This window comes from Micromonospora taraxaci (genome assembly GCF_007830095.1).
Taxonomy (GTDB): Bacteria; Actinomycetota; Actinomycetes; order Mycobacteriales; family Micromonosporaceae; genus Micromonospora; species Micromonospora taraxaci.
Genome location: NZ_VIWZ01000001.1, coordinates 2371987 through 2385947, shown reverse-complemented (window position 1 = coordinate 2385947; position 13961 = coordinate 2371987). Strand labels below are relative to the sequence as shown.

At 70.5% G+C, this 13961-nt stretch carries 9 protein-coding genes; 3 read left to right on the top strand and 6 right to left on the bottom strand.

Translation table 11 applies throughout. The annotated features are described in order from the left end of the window. Positions 1-7: 7 nt before the first annotated feature. The 5 genes from pulA to FHU34_RS11240 form a co-directional block, all read right to left on the bottom strand. Positions 8-5494, bottom strand: a complete 5487-nt coding sequence (pulA, locus tag FHU34_RS11260) for a pullulanase-type alpha-1,6-glucosidase (protein WP_145779902.1) — start codon at positions 5492-5494, stop codon at positions 8-10. A 110-nt stretch (positions 5495-5604) separates the two neighbouring features. Further along, a complete protein-coding gene (locus tag FHU34_RS11255; protein WP_244311612.1) occupies positions 5605-6300 on the bottom strand; it encodes a cellulose binding domain-containing protein in 696 nt (231 codons plus the stop codon). Between the two features lie 80 nt (positions 6301-6380). Then, positions 6381-7004, bottom strand: coding sequence for a cellulose binding domain-containing protein (locus tag FHU34_RS11250; protein WP_167524797.1), 624 nt, complete (start codon positions 7002-7004; stop codon positions 6381-6383). Between the two features lie 192 nt (positions 7005-7196). Continuing rightward, positions 7197-7586 carry a hypothetical protein gene (locus FHU34_RS11245; RefSeq protein ID WP_145779900.1) on the bottom strand — a complete coding sequence of 130 codons (390 nt, stop codon included), beginning with the start codon at positions 7584-7586 and terminating at the stop codon, positions 7197-7199. 37 nt (positions 7587-7623) lie between these two features. After that, positions 7624-8409 carry a hypothetical protein gene (locus FHU34_RS11240; protein WP_145779899.1) on the bottom strand — a complete coding sequence of 262 codons (786 nt, stop codon included), beginning with the start codon at positions 8407-8409 and terminating at the stop codon, positions 7624-7626. Between the two features lie 19 nt (positions 8410-8428). On the opposite strand from FHU34_RS11240, the gene FHU34_RS11235 reads away from it, so the two are divergent. Further along, positions 8429-8617 (top strand): hypothetical protein, encoded by a 189-nt coding sequence (locus FHU34_RS11235; protein WP_145779898.1) that lies wholly within the window; start codon positions 8429-8431, stop codon positions 8615-8617. A 718-nt stretch (positions 8618-9335) separates the two neighbouring features. After that, positions 9336-9998, top strand: coding sequence for a C39 family peptidase (locus tag FHU34_RS11230; protein ID WP_145779897.1), 663 nt, complete (start codon positions 9336-9338; stop codon positions 9996-9998). A gap of 68 nt (positions 9999-10066) precedes the next feature. Here FHU34_RS11230 and FHU34_RS11225 read toward each other — a convergent pair whose 3' ends face one another. Next, positions 10067-10717: a DedA family protein gene (locus tag FHU34_RS11225; protein WP_145779896.1), complete on the bottom strand. Its 651-nt coding sequence runs from the start codon at positions 10715-10717 to the stop codon at positions 10067-10069. A gap of 274 nt (positions 10718-10991) precedes the next feature. Between FHU34_RS11225 and FHU34_RS11220 the strand changes: the two genes are divergently transcribed. Next, positions 10992-13844 (top strand): aconitate hydratase, encoded by a 2853-nt coding sequence (locus FHU34_RS11220; RefSeq protein WP_145779895.1) that lies wholly within the window; start codon positions 10992-10994, stop codon positions 13842-13844. The last annotated feature ends 117 nt before the right edge of the window (positions 13845-13961 follow it).

Here is a 13961-nt window from a genome sequence, read left to right as displayed (position 1 = left end):
GTTCGCGTCACCTCTGGACGAAGACCGCCACGCTGCGCGCCGGCACGGTGAACGTCCCGGCGGCCCGGTCGAACGAGGCGGTACGCAGCACCGGGTCGGCCGAGTCGACCAGCACCGGGTGCAACGCCACGTCCGCCCCGCGCAGGCCGGTCACCGTCTGCGTGGTCGTCTTCGGCGTGGCGTTGAAGACGACGGTCACCGACGTCCACTGTCCACCCAGCCCGCGGGCGTCCAGCGTCATGGTCAGTACTCCGGGCGTCTCCTGCGCCCCGGACAGCGGGAACGCCACCCGCCGCTGCACCTGCTCGGCGTTGGCCAGCCCGAACACCGGCGACGACGCCCGGATGCGCAGCAGTTCGGCGTACCGGGCGTCGGTGGTGTTGATCGCCGCGCAGTCGGGCACCAGTGCCGGGTCCGCCAGCAGCGGCTTCGCGTACGGCCACTTGTCCTCGTTGTCAGGCGCGGGCGGTAGGCCGGTGCCGAAACCGTTGCCCTGTTCGCAGCCCCACCGGATCTGGTTGAACCAGTCACCGGAGTTGTACGAGTTGCGGTCCAACGACTTCGACCGCAGCCGTTCGGTGCCGGCGGTGACGAACCCGGTGCCCTGGCCCAGTACCACGGTGCCGAGTGCCAGCACCTGCATCCGGGAACGGTCGGTCGCCGAGGTGGCCTGCGGCAGTTTGTACGCCAGGGCGTCGTACAGGATCTCGTTGTCGTGCGCGTCGACGTAGGTGACGGCCTCCCCCGGTGCGGCGGTGTAGCCGGCCGGGGAGCCGTTGTAGTCCACCTGCGCCCCGGTGACCTGCCGTCCGGTGGTGTCGGTGAAGCGGTAGTCGCGCAGGTTGCCGGTCAGCCCCACCTTGATCAGGTCGTGGGCGCGCAGCAGATCCGCCTTCTGCTCCGCCGGCGACCCGTTGACCTCGTCGCCGTTCGGGTCGGTGTGGAGCCCGGACGCGAAGCCCTGCGCGCGGGGGTTGGTGTCGAACGGTCCGCCGCCGCGCACCGCGTCACGGAGCCGGTCGTTGAAGGTGCCGATGCCGGTGCCGGCCATGTTGGCCTGGGTGGCCTGGACGAAACGGGCGTCGCCCGCGACCTCGCCGAAGTTCCAGCCCTCGCCGTACAGCAGGATCGATCTGCCGTCCACACCGTCGCGGGCGACAGTCAGCCGGTCCAGGGCCTGGCGGACGGCCAGGATGTTCGCCTTCGGGTGGTGACCCATCAGGTCGAACCGGAAACCGTCCACCTTGTACTGCCGGGCCCACGTGACGAGCGAGTCGACGACAAGTTTGCCCATCATGGCGTGCTCGGGGGCGGTGTTGGCGCAGCAGGTGGAGTTGGCCACCGTACCGTCGTCCAACAGCCGGTGGTAGTAGCCGGGCACCACCTGGTCGAGCACCGATTTCTCGTCCGTGCCGGCCGCCGCCGTGTGGTTGTAGACCACGTCCATGACCACCCGCAGACCGGCGCCGTTGACCCCGGCGACCATCCGCCGGAACTCGGTGGTCCGCGCCGCGCCGACCGGGTCGACGGCGTAGCCGCCCTCGGGCACCGTGTAGTGCAGCGGGTCGTACCCCCAGTTGTAGCCGTCGGTCTCGGCGACCGCTGCCACGCACTTCTGCTGTTCGGCGGAGTCCGGCGGGAGCGCCGCCAGGTCGCAGGCCGGCTGACGCTGGTCGGCCCGCTTCTCCGGGATCGTCGCGAAGTCGAAGGCCGGCAGCAGGTGCAGGTGGGTGACGCCGGCGTCGCCGAGCGCCTTCAGGTGGGTCATCCCGGCGGTTCTCGGGTCGGTGAAGGCGAGGAACGTCCCCCGCCGCTCGGCCGGTACGGTCTCGTCGGCGATGGAGAAGTCGCGCACCGACAGTTCGGAGACCTGCGCCTTCGCGGGTGGCACCGGCGAGGGTTTACGCAGCGTCCGCCAGCCCGCCGGGGCCAGCGCCGCGTCGTTCAGGTCGACCAGCAGGCTGTGCGTGGAGTCCGCGGCGAGGGCCACCGAGTACGGGTCGGTCACCGACGCGGTGACCATCTTCTGCGCCGCCGGCTGCCACGCCCGCACCTGGTAGCGGTAGTACCTACCGGTCCAGCTCTGGTCGCCGCGTGCCGACCAGACGCCGGTGCGGTCGTCGCGGCGCATCGGCACGGCCTTCGGCGTGGCGGTCGGTGAGTCGAACAACTGCAATGTCACCGTCCGCGCGGTCGGCGCCCACACCGCGAGGCTCGGCGTCCGTCCGGCGAAGGTCGGCCCGAGGGTGGCGTCGGTGGCACGGGAGTACACGTCGTCGAGCACGCCGGGGATCTGCACACCGGTCGCCGCGAGCAGGGCGCCCGACGCGTCGCGCTCGGTCACCAACACCTGCCCCCGCAGCGCCGCCGGGACCTTGGCCAGGTCGCGCCGATCCAGCGTGAAGCTGCGGTACGACCACAGGTGCGGAAACGCCGTGCGCTGGGCCTCGGTGAGCCCGTTGCGCTGCGCCCGCAACGGCAGGCTGGTGTACGCCCCGGTCAGCTCCCCGTCGGCAACTGCGACGCCGCCCTCCGGGGCGACGACCAGCGCGTACGTCCTGCCGTCGGTCGGCGGGGTCTGCCACGCCACTGTGGACCTGTCGATCCAGTGCGCCTTCTGCTTGGTGATGTCGGTGTCCCCGCTGGCGCTGGTCGCCGTCGACGGCAGCAACCGGCCAGGTGTGGCGGCGAGCAGCCACACCTCCCGGCCGACGCTGCCGAAGTCGAGCCGCTGGTCGTCGGGCAGGTCCTTGGTGTCGCCCTGGTGGATGATGTAGTTCAGCCCGGTCGCTCCGGCCGCCAGAGGCACCCGGAACACCGCTCCGAACGCGTCAGTCCTTATCGGCTTCAGCGGCGCGGACCACTCGGTCGGGTCGGCCGCACCGTCCCACACGTGCAGACCCCAACCGTCGTAGTTGCCGTCGGCCCTCCGGTAGTGGATCAGCGCGGTGTCCTCCTCGACCGGCGGGTCCGGTTCACCGGTGGCCGCCTGCCGAGTCGGGTAGACCACCGGGTCGCCCTGCTTGAGCCAGATCTCCCCCGTGGCGGTGACATCGATGCTGCGGTCCTGGGCGACATCCTTGTCACCGTCCTTGTCGACCACCACGAACCCGACCGACGTCGCACCCGGCTTGAGCTTCACCCAGGCGAACCGGCCGTAGGAGTCCTCCCCGGCGAACGGCTGCCCCTTGGGCCACTCGGTGACGTACCCCGGGTCGATGTCACCCCAGGCGTACAACCCCCAGTCGTCGTACCCACCGGCGGGACGCTGGTAGTGCACCACCGCCCACTCCCGGGACCCGCCCTGCGGCGGCGTGCCCACGGTGACGGCGGACCGGGCGGTCGCGGTGCGACCCCGGCCGTCGCGGACCACCGCCTTGTACTCGACCCGGGTGCCGCCGGCCAGGCCGGTCAGGTCGTGCTGCACCGTGTACGGCGCGCGGTCGGCGCTGCCCAGCAACGTCCACCGGCCGCCCGCGACCCGGGCGGCGACGGTGACCGTGGCGAGGGGATCACCGGTCACCTGGGCGGTCACCGCGGCCCGGGTGGCGACCGGAGCGTCCGGCATGGTGAGGGTGATGCGCGGCGCGGCGGCGGGACGCGCGACGGGGGTGCCGGCCCGGTGCACCACCGCCGACAGCGGCGGCACGGTGAGGGCCAGCTTGCCGTCGGCGTTCGCCGTGGCACGGCCGGTGTCGCCGTAGATGCCGGTGAAGGTGGCACCGGCCGACCAGGTGTCCACCGTGACAGTCTGCGCGGTGTCGGCGTTGTTCACCGCCACCACGTACTCGATCCGGTCCGCAGGGGCGACCCGGGAGGCGGCGAAGACGCCCGGGCCGTCGGCGGCGTACCGGGTGACCTGCACACCGTCGCGCAGCGCCGGGTGTGCCTGGCGAAGCCGACCCAGCTCGGCGATGGTCCGGTACAGCGGGTGGCCGGTGTCGAACTGGTCGCTGGCGTGGGTGCGGTCGGTGCCGAGCAGGTCGTCGTCGAGATAGTCGGGCACCTTCGACGCGAACATGTCCTGCCGGGCGTCCTTGTCCCCGCCGGGCCCGGTGAAGCCCTGCTCGTCACCGGAGTAGATCACCGGCTGGCCGCGCGTCAGGAACATCAACTGGTGCGCGAGCTGGTCACGGCGCAGGTGACTGGCCGGGTCGGTGCCACCACCGGCGACGAACGACCCGATCCGGCCCATGTCGTGGTTGCCGAGGAAGGTGGTCAGCCGGCCCGCGTCGGTGTTCCGGGCGGCGTAGAGGTCGTCGCGGGCGTACACGTCGGCGAGCGCCTTCGCCGACCCCGCGCCGGCGGTGTACCCGCGCGCGGCCTCCTGGAACGCGAAGTCGAGAGTCGCCGGTAGACCACCCTGCCGGACGTAGCGGGAACTGATCTCCGGGTCGGCGCTGTACACCTCACCGAACATGAAGAAGTCCTTCTTGCCGGCCTTCTCGGCGGCCCGTTCAATGCCCTGGCTGAACTGCGGCCAGAAGTCCATGTTGACGTGCTTCACGGTGTCCAGCCGGAACCCGTCGACGCCGGTGGCACCGATCCAGTCCCCGTACGCCTTCGTCATCCCCTGGACCACCTCGGGCCGCTCGGTCCACAGGTCGTCGAGACCGAAGAAGTCGCCGTACTCGCTGTTCTCACCCGCGAAGGTGGAGTCACCCCGGTTGTGGTACATGGTGACGTCGTTCAGCCAGGCCGGGACCTTGACAGTGGCGTCCTTCGGCTCGTCGAACTTCGGGGTGTACGGGAACGACTCCTTGTCGACCGGCGGAAACGCCCGGCTGCCGTCGGCGTAGTTCCGGTCCTCGAACGCCCGCCCCCGCGCGTCGGTGTACGGCGAGGCCGCCTTGTCCACGTACCCGTAGGAGCCCTCGGCGTACTTGATGACGTCGGCGGTGTGATTGACGATCACGTCGAGGTAGACCTTGATGCCGCGCTGGTGGGCGAGCTTCACCAGCCGCTTCATCTCCGCCATCGTGCCGAAGTGGGGGTCCACCTCGGTGAAGTCGGTGATCCAGTAACCGTGGTAACCGGCGGAGACGTCATTGCCGGACCTCTGTACCGGCCGGTTCTTGAAGATCGGGGCGAGCCAGATGGCGGTGGTGCCCATCCCTTGGATGTAGTCCAACTTGTCGATGACGCCCTTGAGGTCACCGCCGTGGTAGAAGCCCTTGTCGGTCGGGTCGAGCCCGGTCCGCAGCCGGTCACCGGCGAGGCCACCCCTGTCGTTGCGGGGGTCACCGTTGGCGAAGCGGTCCGGCAGGACGAAGTAGAACTGCTCGGCCCGCGCGGAGTTGCCGCCGGCCTTCGACAGCGCCTCGGCGGTCGGTTCGTTGCTCCATTGGGCGGCGGCGCCGGCGGTGACGACGGCAGCGCCGGACGGGCGCGGGGCTGCCGCTGCGGCCGGCACGGCGACCGAGGTGCCGACGAGCGTCACTGTGAGCAGGGAGACGAGGGCCAGGGCGGTGTGCGGTATCGGCGAGGGTTTCATCGACGCCTTCCTCTGGTCGCTGAATGGCCGCACGCTAACCCTTGCCGAAAGATTCTGCAATGACTTGCAAACATGGTCGCAACAGAGCAGCAACCTTGCGGAAGCGCGACTCAGAAGCCGCCGCAGCGCACCCCGTCGACAGTGCACAACCGCGGTGTGCTGGACGTCCGCTCCATGTGGAACCGCAACGACACCGACCCGCCGGGACGCACGTCCACCCCACTGACGTACGTGAAACCGTTGTCGAACTGCCGGACCGTCCCCTGTGGCACACCCTCCACCCAGGCGGTCACGAACCGCCCACCGGAGAACTCCAACCGCACCGTCCACCCACGGCTCTGCGCGGACACGTTGACCATCGCCACCTCGCCGATGAAGCCCCCGTCGAAGCTCTGCACCACCCGGTACCGCCCGCTGAACGTCGGCTGCCCCTGCGGAGCACGAGTCGGCGACCGCGTCACCACCGGCTGACCGGGCGGACTGACCGGCGGGGCGACCGACGGCGACGGTGAACCGGTCACGGCGCTCGGCGGCAACCCGCTCGCACGCCCGGACAACCCCGGCATCACCGGGACCGGCGACGCCACCGGCGTGGGTCGACTCGGCGTTGCCTCCGCCGACGGCAGCGGCAACGCCGGCGGCGCCGACGCCCCGTCCGGCGCCGGGCTACGCCCCCGGTACGCACCCAGGGTCATGACGAGCAGGACCACCATCACGACCACACCAGCGCCCACCACGACCCAGGGCGACGACACGATCGCGGCCGGACCGGGCGTCAGTCGCGGTGCGCGACGCATGCCGGACATGAACCTCCCTCAGCGGACCGTCCGGGCAGCGTAGCGATCAGCGGCCGGACCGGAAAGCGCCGGCACCGCTCAACGTCCACTCAGCCGAGCCGACAGGCGACCCCGTTGATGGTGCACCGCTGCGGCCGCTGCGCGGACTCACCCCACCCGACGCGTAGACGCACCGTCCGCGAAGCACCCGGCTCCAGCGACCGGGTCCCCCGCAACACGAACTCGCCGTTCCCACGTCCCCGCATCGAGATCCCCGAGTCGTCGCTGAGGCGCAACGCCCAGAGGTCCTCGTCGAACGTCAACTCCACCGACCAGTCCACCGACCGGCTCGTCTCGTTCGCGATCGACAACACCGCAGCGTCGCCGTCCCAGCCGTTCGAGCCGACCTGGTAGCGGGCGGTGACCGTGGCGCCCGCCGACGGCGTCGACACCAACGGAGCGGCCGTCCGCCCCGGCGTCGGAGAGCCGGTCACGGTAGCCCGTGGCGACGGCGTCCGACTGCTACGCGACGGCCGAGGCGACACCGAGCGCCGCTCCACGCCAGCCGGAGTCGGCCCACCCGTCGCCGACGCGGCAGCCGGCACTGTCGGCAGCAACACCGGAGGGGCCACCTGCGGTACGGACTCCCGCTCCCTGGTCCGGAACGACAGCAACGCGACAACCAGCAGCACCACCAGCGCACACACACCGAGCAGCACCACGATCCACGGCACCGACGCCAACATTCGAGCCGCCCGCGACCCTGTCGCACCATCCGGCCGCACCGCCATCAGGTCTCCCCTCGTCCCCACCGACGCGACAGCGTAGCCAGCACTGCCCCGCTCGGGAATCGGGCGGGTACGGATCGGGCCGACCAGCCGACGCGCTACGGAAAACGGCCCGACCTGGCGGACGGTCCCGCTCGATCAGCCCGTCCGGACGACGGTGCAGATGACCGGCCCCTCGTCCGAGATCCGCAGCAGGTAGCGGTACCGCTCCCCCGGCACCGCCTGCCCCTGGCTGTCCAGGAACTCCCACTCGACCGCGACCATCGTCAACAGCGCGGACACCGCCTGCACATCCTCGATTCGGGCATGCGCCGCGATCAACTCCCGGTCCTGGTAGTCCGGTGCGGCACCCACGAAGGACAACGCCACCGCCGCCGGTGACGTGAACGAGAAACTGTAGGTGTCGGCCACCACCAAACCCGGGAGGGCGTAGCAGCCCGCGATGGCCGGCAGGTCACCGGACGTCAGCGCCACGCCGTACCGGTCGAAGAAGTCGGCCAGCGTGTCAAGATCCGTGGAGGCGTTCACGGCCACAGCAATTGCCGGTCACCACCCAGGTCAAACCTCAACGAGGCGGCACCCGTACCTCGATCTCCGAACCCAGCCGGGCATCGGCGGCCAGACCCAGGTCGTCTCCACTCCAGAACCGCCCCGGGTCGTACCAGTTGGGACGCCGGCCCGCCGGCAGCAAACCCATCGCCTCATAGGTCACCGCAACCACCTCGGCGCAGTACGCCGTCTCCAGCGCCCGGTCCCGCTCCCCCGCCGAACCGGCCGGGCTGGCAGGCCTGGTGGAACCCGCAGAGCCGTTCGCGTCGGCGGAGTTGGTGGGGATCGGCCGGGGTGCCAGCGCCGGCCAGCCGGGGCGCGGCAGCGCGGGCAGCCTGATCGGGCGCGTCAGCGCGGACAGTCGGCCGGGGCGCGGCAGCGCCGGCACCCGACCCCGCACCCACCGCCACGCCAACTGGGCGGTAGACGGGAACGGGGTGCCGTCCAACCGGGCGATGGTTTGCAGCACCGCCCGCTCCATCTCCCCGTCGGCCGGCGGATCGAGCTGCCGCAGCCAGGCCCGCTGCCCGTACCTGTTGGCCCAGACGCAGACCGCGTCCCGCAGGTCGTGCAACTGGACGCCACGCTGGTGCGTACCCGACCACAGATCCGGCAACGACCTGCCCAACTCCGCATGCCACATCAACGGCGGCATGTCGTCCAGCACCACGGCCATGCCAACGTGGTTGACCGGGCTGTTGGTGGTGAACTGGATCGCCCGGTCCGGCACGCTGCGACCCCGGAACACCCACACGTCGCCGGTGCGGGTCAACTCGACGGCCTCATCCAGGCTGATGCTCATGAGGGTCTAGCCTAGGCCGATGGCGCAACGAATGCGGTGGTGGAAGGTTCTCGGGTTGGCCGGCCTCGCCGGCGTCGCAGCCTCCGGCGTGGTCATCGCACGGGCCGAACGACGCCGACGCGCGTACACCCCGGAGGAGATCCGGCAGCGACTCCTGGAACGGCACGCCCAGGCCAGCGACGCCGCGAAGCCCACCGACCCCGCCTGACCACTCGCCACGACGCTCCCGGGTGGACAGTGGCTACGGCGCCGCCCACCCCTGATCGTGCTCGAACGTTGTTGTAGTGGCCTCGCTCCCGGCCTGAAGCCCCTCTTTCCTGGTTCGAGCACGATCTTGGCTGCCAGCCCGCACGGCCGGGCCAGGTTGGGCCGGTCGGGTCGCGGGGCGGTGATCCCATAACGGACAGGTCGAACAGAACATCACACGCGGGGCGAGGGGTTCGCGACCGCCCGAGTCGCCCGGGGGCGTGCAGACCACACGTCGCCCGCGCGACGGGTTGATCCACTCGGCTTCGCCGAAGTCGGGGTATCCCCGGCACTCGGATACTGCGATATCGCCGAACCCGAGTGGATCAAGGCGGGTGCGCCGTCGCCGGCCGGGATGATCGCCCACTATGCGAGGTTTGTCCGGGTGGCTGGGGTCACCCGGGCGGCGGAATCCGGGCCGGCCCGGGGTCGTTATACCTGGCACGGCCGCGACGCTGGGCCGTGGTGAGCGGCAGCCGCCGGGAACACCCGGCAGCCCGCCCCGGTTACACCCCCGAAGCACAACAGGCCGGGAGCCCGGCGGAATGATCCGCCACCCCACCTGGCTACACCTCGTCCCGACGCCGGCCCCGCAGGGCCGCCGGGCACTGAACGTTCCCGCATGGCCGTCCCCCGTGAGTCGTGCGGTATCCCCCGATGAAGCAGAGGAGCACGCCATCATGCGTACCGATCTGATTCGTAAGACTGCTCTGACCGCTGCTGGTCTGGCGTTCACCGGTGGTGCGATCGCCGGTCCCGTGACGACCGCGTTCGCTGCCCCGAGCACCGCCAAGCCGACCACGCAAACCCAGACCGACCGTAAGAACCATGGTGAGCGGGAGTTGGGTGTGCGCTACGAGGCGCAGCCGAACTTCTACTACTGCGGTCCCGCCGCGACCCGTAACGCGTTGAGTGTGCAGGGTAAGGACATCAACGTGGACGCGATGGCCAAGGAGATGGGCACCACCGAGGCCGGTACGAACTCGATCAACGACATCACCCCGGTGCTGAACAAGGAGACCGGTAAGAACGACGCGTACCGGTCGGTGGAGATCCGTAACCCCGACGCTGATGCCAAGCAGACCGATCAGCTGCGCGCCGACATCGTCCGCACCGTCGACGACGGCCGGGCTGTGGTGGCGAACATCGCCGGCACCAGCACCGACACCGACGGCACCACGCACTCCTATGAGGGTGGGCACTACATCAGCGTGGTCGGCTACCGCGACAACGGCAACACCGTCACCATCGCCGACTCCGCCGACCCCAACCAGGCCTCCTACCAGATCACCGTCGAGCACCTCGCCGACTGGATCGCCACCCGCGGCTACGCCACCAGCTAAACCACACAGCACACGAACGACGAAGGGCCGGACCCCACCACGGGGCCCGGCCCTTCACCGTGTTCGGATCAGGTGTCCGCGCGAACTACCTCGGGGTCGGGCGTCGGCTCGACGGCCTCGATCCGGTGGGCTCGTCGGCGTAGCCACCAGGTGCTGGCGAGGCCGGCCAGGACCGCGAGGGCCAACCCGGCCCAGGAGATGTCCTTGAGCCAGTGCTCGGCCGCCCGACCCACGGTGAACAACAGGTACGTGGTGCCGAACGCCCAGACCAGCCCGCCGGCGGCGTTCGCCACCAGGAACCGTCGGTACGGCACGTGCAGCGCTCCGGCGAGCGGCCCGGCCAGGATCCGCAGGAGTGCCACGAACCTGCCGAAGAACACCGCCCAGACGCCGTACCGGGCGAAGCTCTGCTCGGCGCGGGCGAGTTGGGCGGGGCCGAGATGGCGGGGGAAGCGCCGGCCCAGTCGGGCGAGCAGTGGGCGCCCACCCCGGCGGCCGACCGCGTACCCGATGGAATCGCCCAGGATCGCGCCGGTGGCGGCGGCGGTGGCCACCCACTCGGGTTCCACCACTCCGGTGGCGGCGAGCAGGGCGGAGCTGACCAGGACGATCTCGCCAGGCAGTGGGACGCCCATGCTCTCCACGCCGATCACCCCGCCGACCAGCAGGTAGACGGCGATCGGCGGCAACGCCACGAGCCAGTGCTGGACATCGAACACGGTTGACCCCTTCTCCGGCCGGCCTCGAACCCTACCTGGGCGACTCGTCGGCCCGGTGCCACCGCAGCAGGGGCGTCGAGGACCGACGCACACCCCGTACCCGTCCTAGGAGGCTAGGGATGACGGTGGCGTCGCGGACGGGCGGCTGGGTTGCACAACTAGCAAGACGGACGTACGGTTTTGTTGAGCGCGGAATCGGCGGTAAGTGTCACCTAACCTCGGCGGCACCCCGACCGGTGCGACAGACTGCTCAGGACTACTCACGGTCGCTGGTGTGAAGGAGTACGACGTGGCGAGCCTCGACACCTTCGGTGCGAAGACCCAGCTACGCGTCGGAGACGCGAGCTACGAGATTTTCAAGATCGACAAGGTGGACGGCCACGCTCGGCTGCCGTACAGCCTGAAGATCCTGCTGGAGAACCTGCTGCGGACCGAGGACGGCGCGAACATCACCGCCGACCACATCCGTCAGCTCGGCGGGTGGGACTCCACCGCCGCCCCGAGTGTGGAGATCCAGTTCACCCCGGCGCGGGTGCTCATGCAGGACTTCACCGGCGTGCCCTGCGTGGTCGACCTGGCCACCATGCGCGAGGCCGTCCGCGACCTGGGCGGCGACGCCACCAAGGTCAACCCTCTCGCCCCGGCCGAGCTGGTCATCGACCACTCGGTGATCGCCGACCTGTTCGGCCGCGAGGACGCGTTCGCCCGCAACGTCGAGCTGGAGTACGAGCGCAACAAGGAGCGTTACCAGTTCCTGCGCTGGGGCCAGACCGCGTTCAACGAGTTCAAGGTCGTCCCGCCGGGCACCGGCATCGTGCACCAGGTCAACATCGAGTACCTGGCCCGCACGATCATGGAACGCAACGGGCAGGCGTACCCGGACACCGTGGTCGGCACCGACTCACACACCACGATGGTCAACGGCCTGGGCGTGCTGGGCTGGGGCGTCGGCGGCATCGAGGCCGAGGCCGCGATGCTCGGCCAGCCGGTCAGCATGCTGATCCCCCGCGTGGTGGGCTTCAAGCTCTCCGGTGAGATGCCGGCCGGCACCACCGCCACCGACCTGGTGCTGACCATCACCGAGATGCTGCGCAAGCACGGTGTGGTCGGCAAGTTCGTCGAGTTCTACGGCCCCGGCGTGAGCGCCGTGCCGCTGGCCAACCGGGCCACCATCGGCAACATGTCCCCCGAGTACGGCTCCACCGTGGCGATCTTCCCGATCGACGCGGAGACCATCCGCTACCTGGAGCTGACCGGCCGCGACGCCGCGCAGGTCGCGCTCGTCGAGGCGTACGCCAAGGAGCAGGGCCTCTGGCACGACCCAGAGGCCGAGCCGGAGTACTCGGAGCGCCTGGAGCTGGACCTCAGCACCATCGAGCCGTCGCTCGCCGGCCCGAAGCGCCCGCAGGACCGGGTGCCGCTGGGCAGCGCGAAGACGCTGTTCCGCTCCGCGTTGACCGACTACGTCGCCGACGACTCCACCGGTGAGCGTGACCTCAAGCCGAGCGTGGCCCGTGAGGAGCTGCCGCGCGGCGCGAACGGCCCGGCCGACGAGGCGAGCGCCGAGTCCTTCCCGGCCAGCGACCCGCCGGCCAACGAGTTCAGCGACCCGGCCGACGAGCCGCGCGACCTGGAGACGGCCGCCGCCGGAGCGGGCGGGCGGGCCACCAACCCGATCCGAGTCACCGGCAGCGACGGTGTCGAGTACGAGCTGGACCACGGCGCCGTGGTGATCGCCGCGATCACCTCCTGCACCAACACGTCCAACCCGCAGGTGATGATCGGTGCCGCGCTGCTGGCCCGCAACGCGGTGGAGAAGGGCCTGACCCGCAAGCCGTGGGTGAAGACCACCCTGGCGCCCGGCTCCAAGGTCGTCATGGACTACTACGAGCGGGCCGCCCTGACGCCGTACCTGAACAAGCTCGGCTTCAACCTGGTCGGCTACGGCTGCACCACCTGCATCGGCAACTCGGGCCCGCTGCCCGAGGAGGTGTCCGCCGCGGTCAACGAGCACGACCTGTCGGTCGTCTCGGTGCTCTCCGGCAACCGCAACTTCGAGGGCCGGATCAACCCGGACGTCAAGATGAACTACCTGGCGTCCCCGCCGCTGGTGGTCGCCTACGCCCTGGCCGGCACGATGGACATCGACCTGGCCAACGAGCCGATCGGTGAGGACACCGAGGGCAACCCGGTCTTCCTGCGCGAGATCTGGCCGAACAGCGCCGAGATCCAGGACGTCATCGCCCAGGCGATCGGCGCCACCGGGTTCAGCGCCGCGTACGCCGACGTCTTCGCGGGCGACGAGCGGTGGCAGTCGCTGCCGACCCCGACCGGCGACACCTTCGCCTGGGAGAACGACTCCACCTACGTGCGGAAGCCCCCGTACTTCGAGGGCATGCAGCAGGAGCCGAGCCCGGTCGTCGACATCGCCGGTGCCCGGGTGCTGGCCAAGCTGGGTGACTCGGTGACCACCGACCACATCTCGCCGGCCGGTGCGATCAAGGCGGACTCCCCGGCCGGCTCGTACCTGGCCGAGCACGGCGTGCCGCGCCACGAGTTCAACTCGTACGGCTCTCGCCGGGGCAACCACGAGGTGATGATCCGGGGCACCTTCGCCAACATCCGGCTGCGCAACCAGCTGGTGCCCGGGGTGGAGGGCGGCTTCACCGTCAACCACCTCACCGGCGAGCAGACCTCGATCTACGACGCGTCCGTGGCCTACCAGGAGGCCGGCATCCCGCTGGTCGTCCTGGCCGGCAAGGAGTACGGCTCGGGTTCGTCGCGGGACTGGGCGGCCAAGGGCACGATGCTGCTGGGCGTCCGCGCTGTCATCGCCGAGTCGTACGAGCGGATCCACCGCTCCAACCTGATCGGCATGGGCGTGCTGCCGCTGCAGTTCCCGGTGGACGTCACCGCCGAGTCGCTGGGGCTCACCGGCACCGAGACGTTCACCATCACCGGGGTGACCGCGCTCAACGACGGCGAGACCCCGCGCACCGTGCAGGTCAGCACCGACACCGGCGTCGAGTTCGACGCCGTGGTGCGGATCGACACCCCCGGTGAGGCGGACTACTACCGGCACGGCGGCATCCTGCAGTTCGTGCTGCGCCGCATGATCGCCAACTGATCGCGTACGGCTGGTCGAGGGCCGCTCCCGCTTCGGCGGGGGCGGCCTTCGCCGTCCGAGCCGAGGACGGCGTGCGGTCAGAGCGCCCGGAGTCGCGGCGCGCGTAACCCCGTGGCC

What these genes read in the sequence shown, in the direction of transcription:
- pulA (WP_145779902.1), bottom strand. Translation starts at nt 5,494, where the DNA reads ATGAAACCCTCGCCGATACCGCACACCGCCCTGGCCCTCGTCTCCCTG.
- FHU34_RS11255 (WP_244311612.1), bottom strand. Translation starts at nt 6,300, where the DNA reads ATGTCCGGCATGCGTCGCGCACCGCGACTGACGCCCGGTCCGGCCGCG.
- FHU34_RS11240 (WP_145779899.1), bottom strand. Translation starts at nt 8,409, where the DNA reads ATGAGCATCAGCCTGGATGAGGCCGTCGAGTTGACCCGCACCGGCGAC.
- FHU34_RS11235 (WP_145779898.1), top strand. Translation starts at nt 8,429, where the DNA reads ATGGCGCAACGAATGCGGTGGTGGAAGGTTCTCGGGTTGGCCGGCCTC.
- FHU34_RS11230 (WP_145779897.1), top strand. Translation starts at nt 9,336, where the DNA reads ATGCGTACCGATCTGATTCGTAAGACTGCTCTGACCGCTGCTGGTCTG.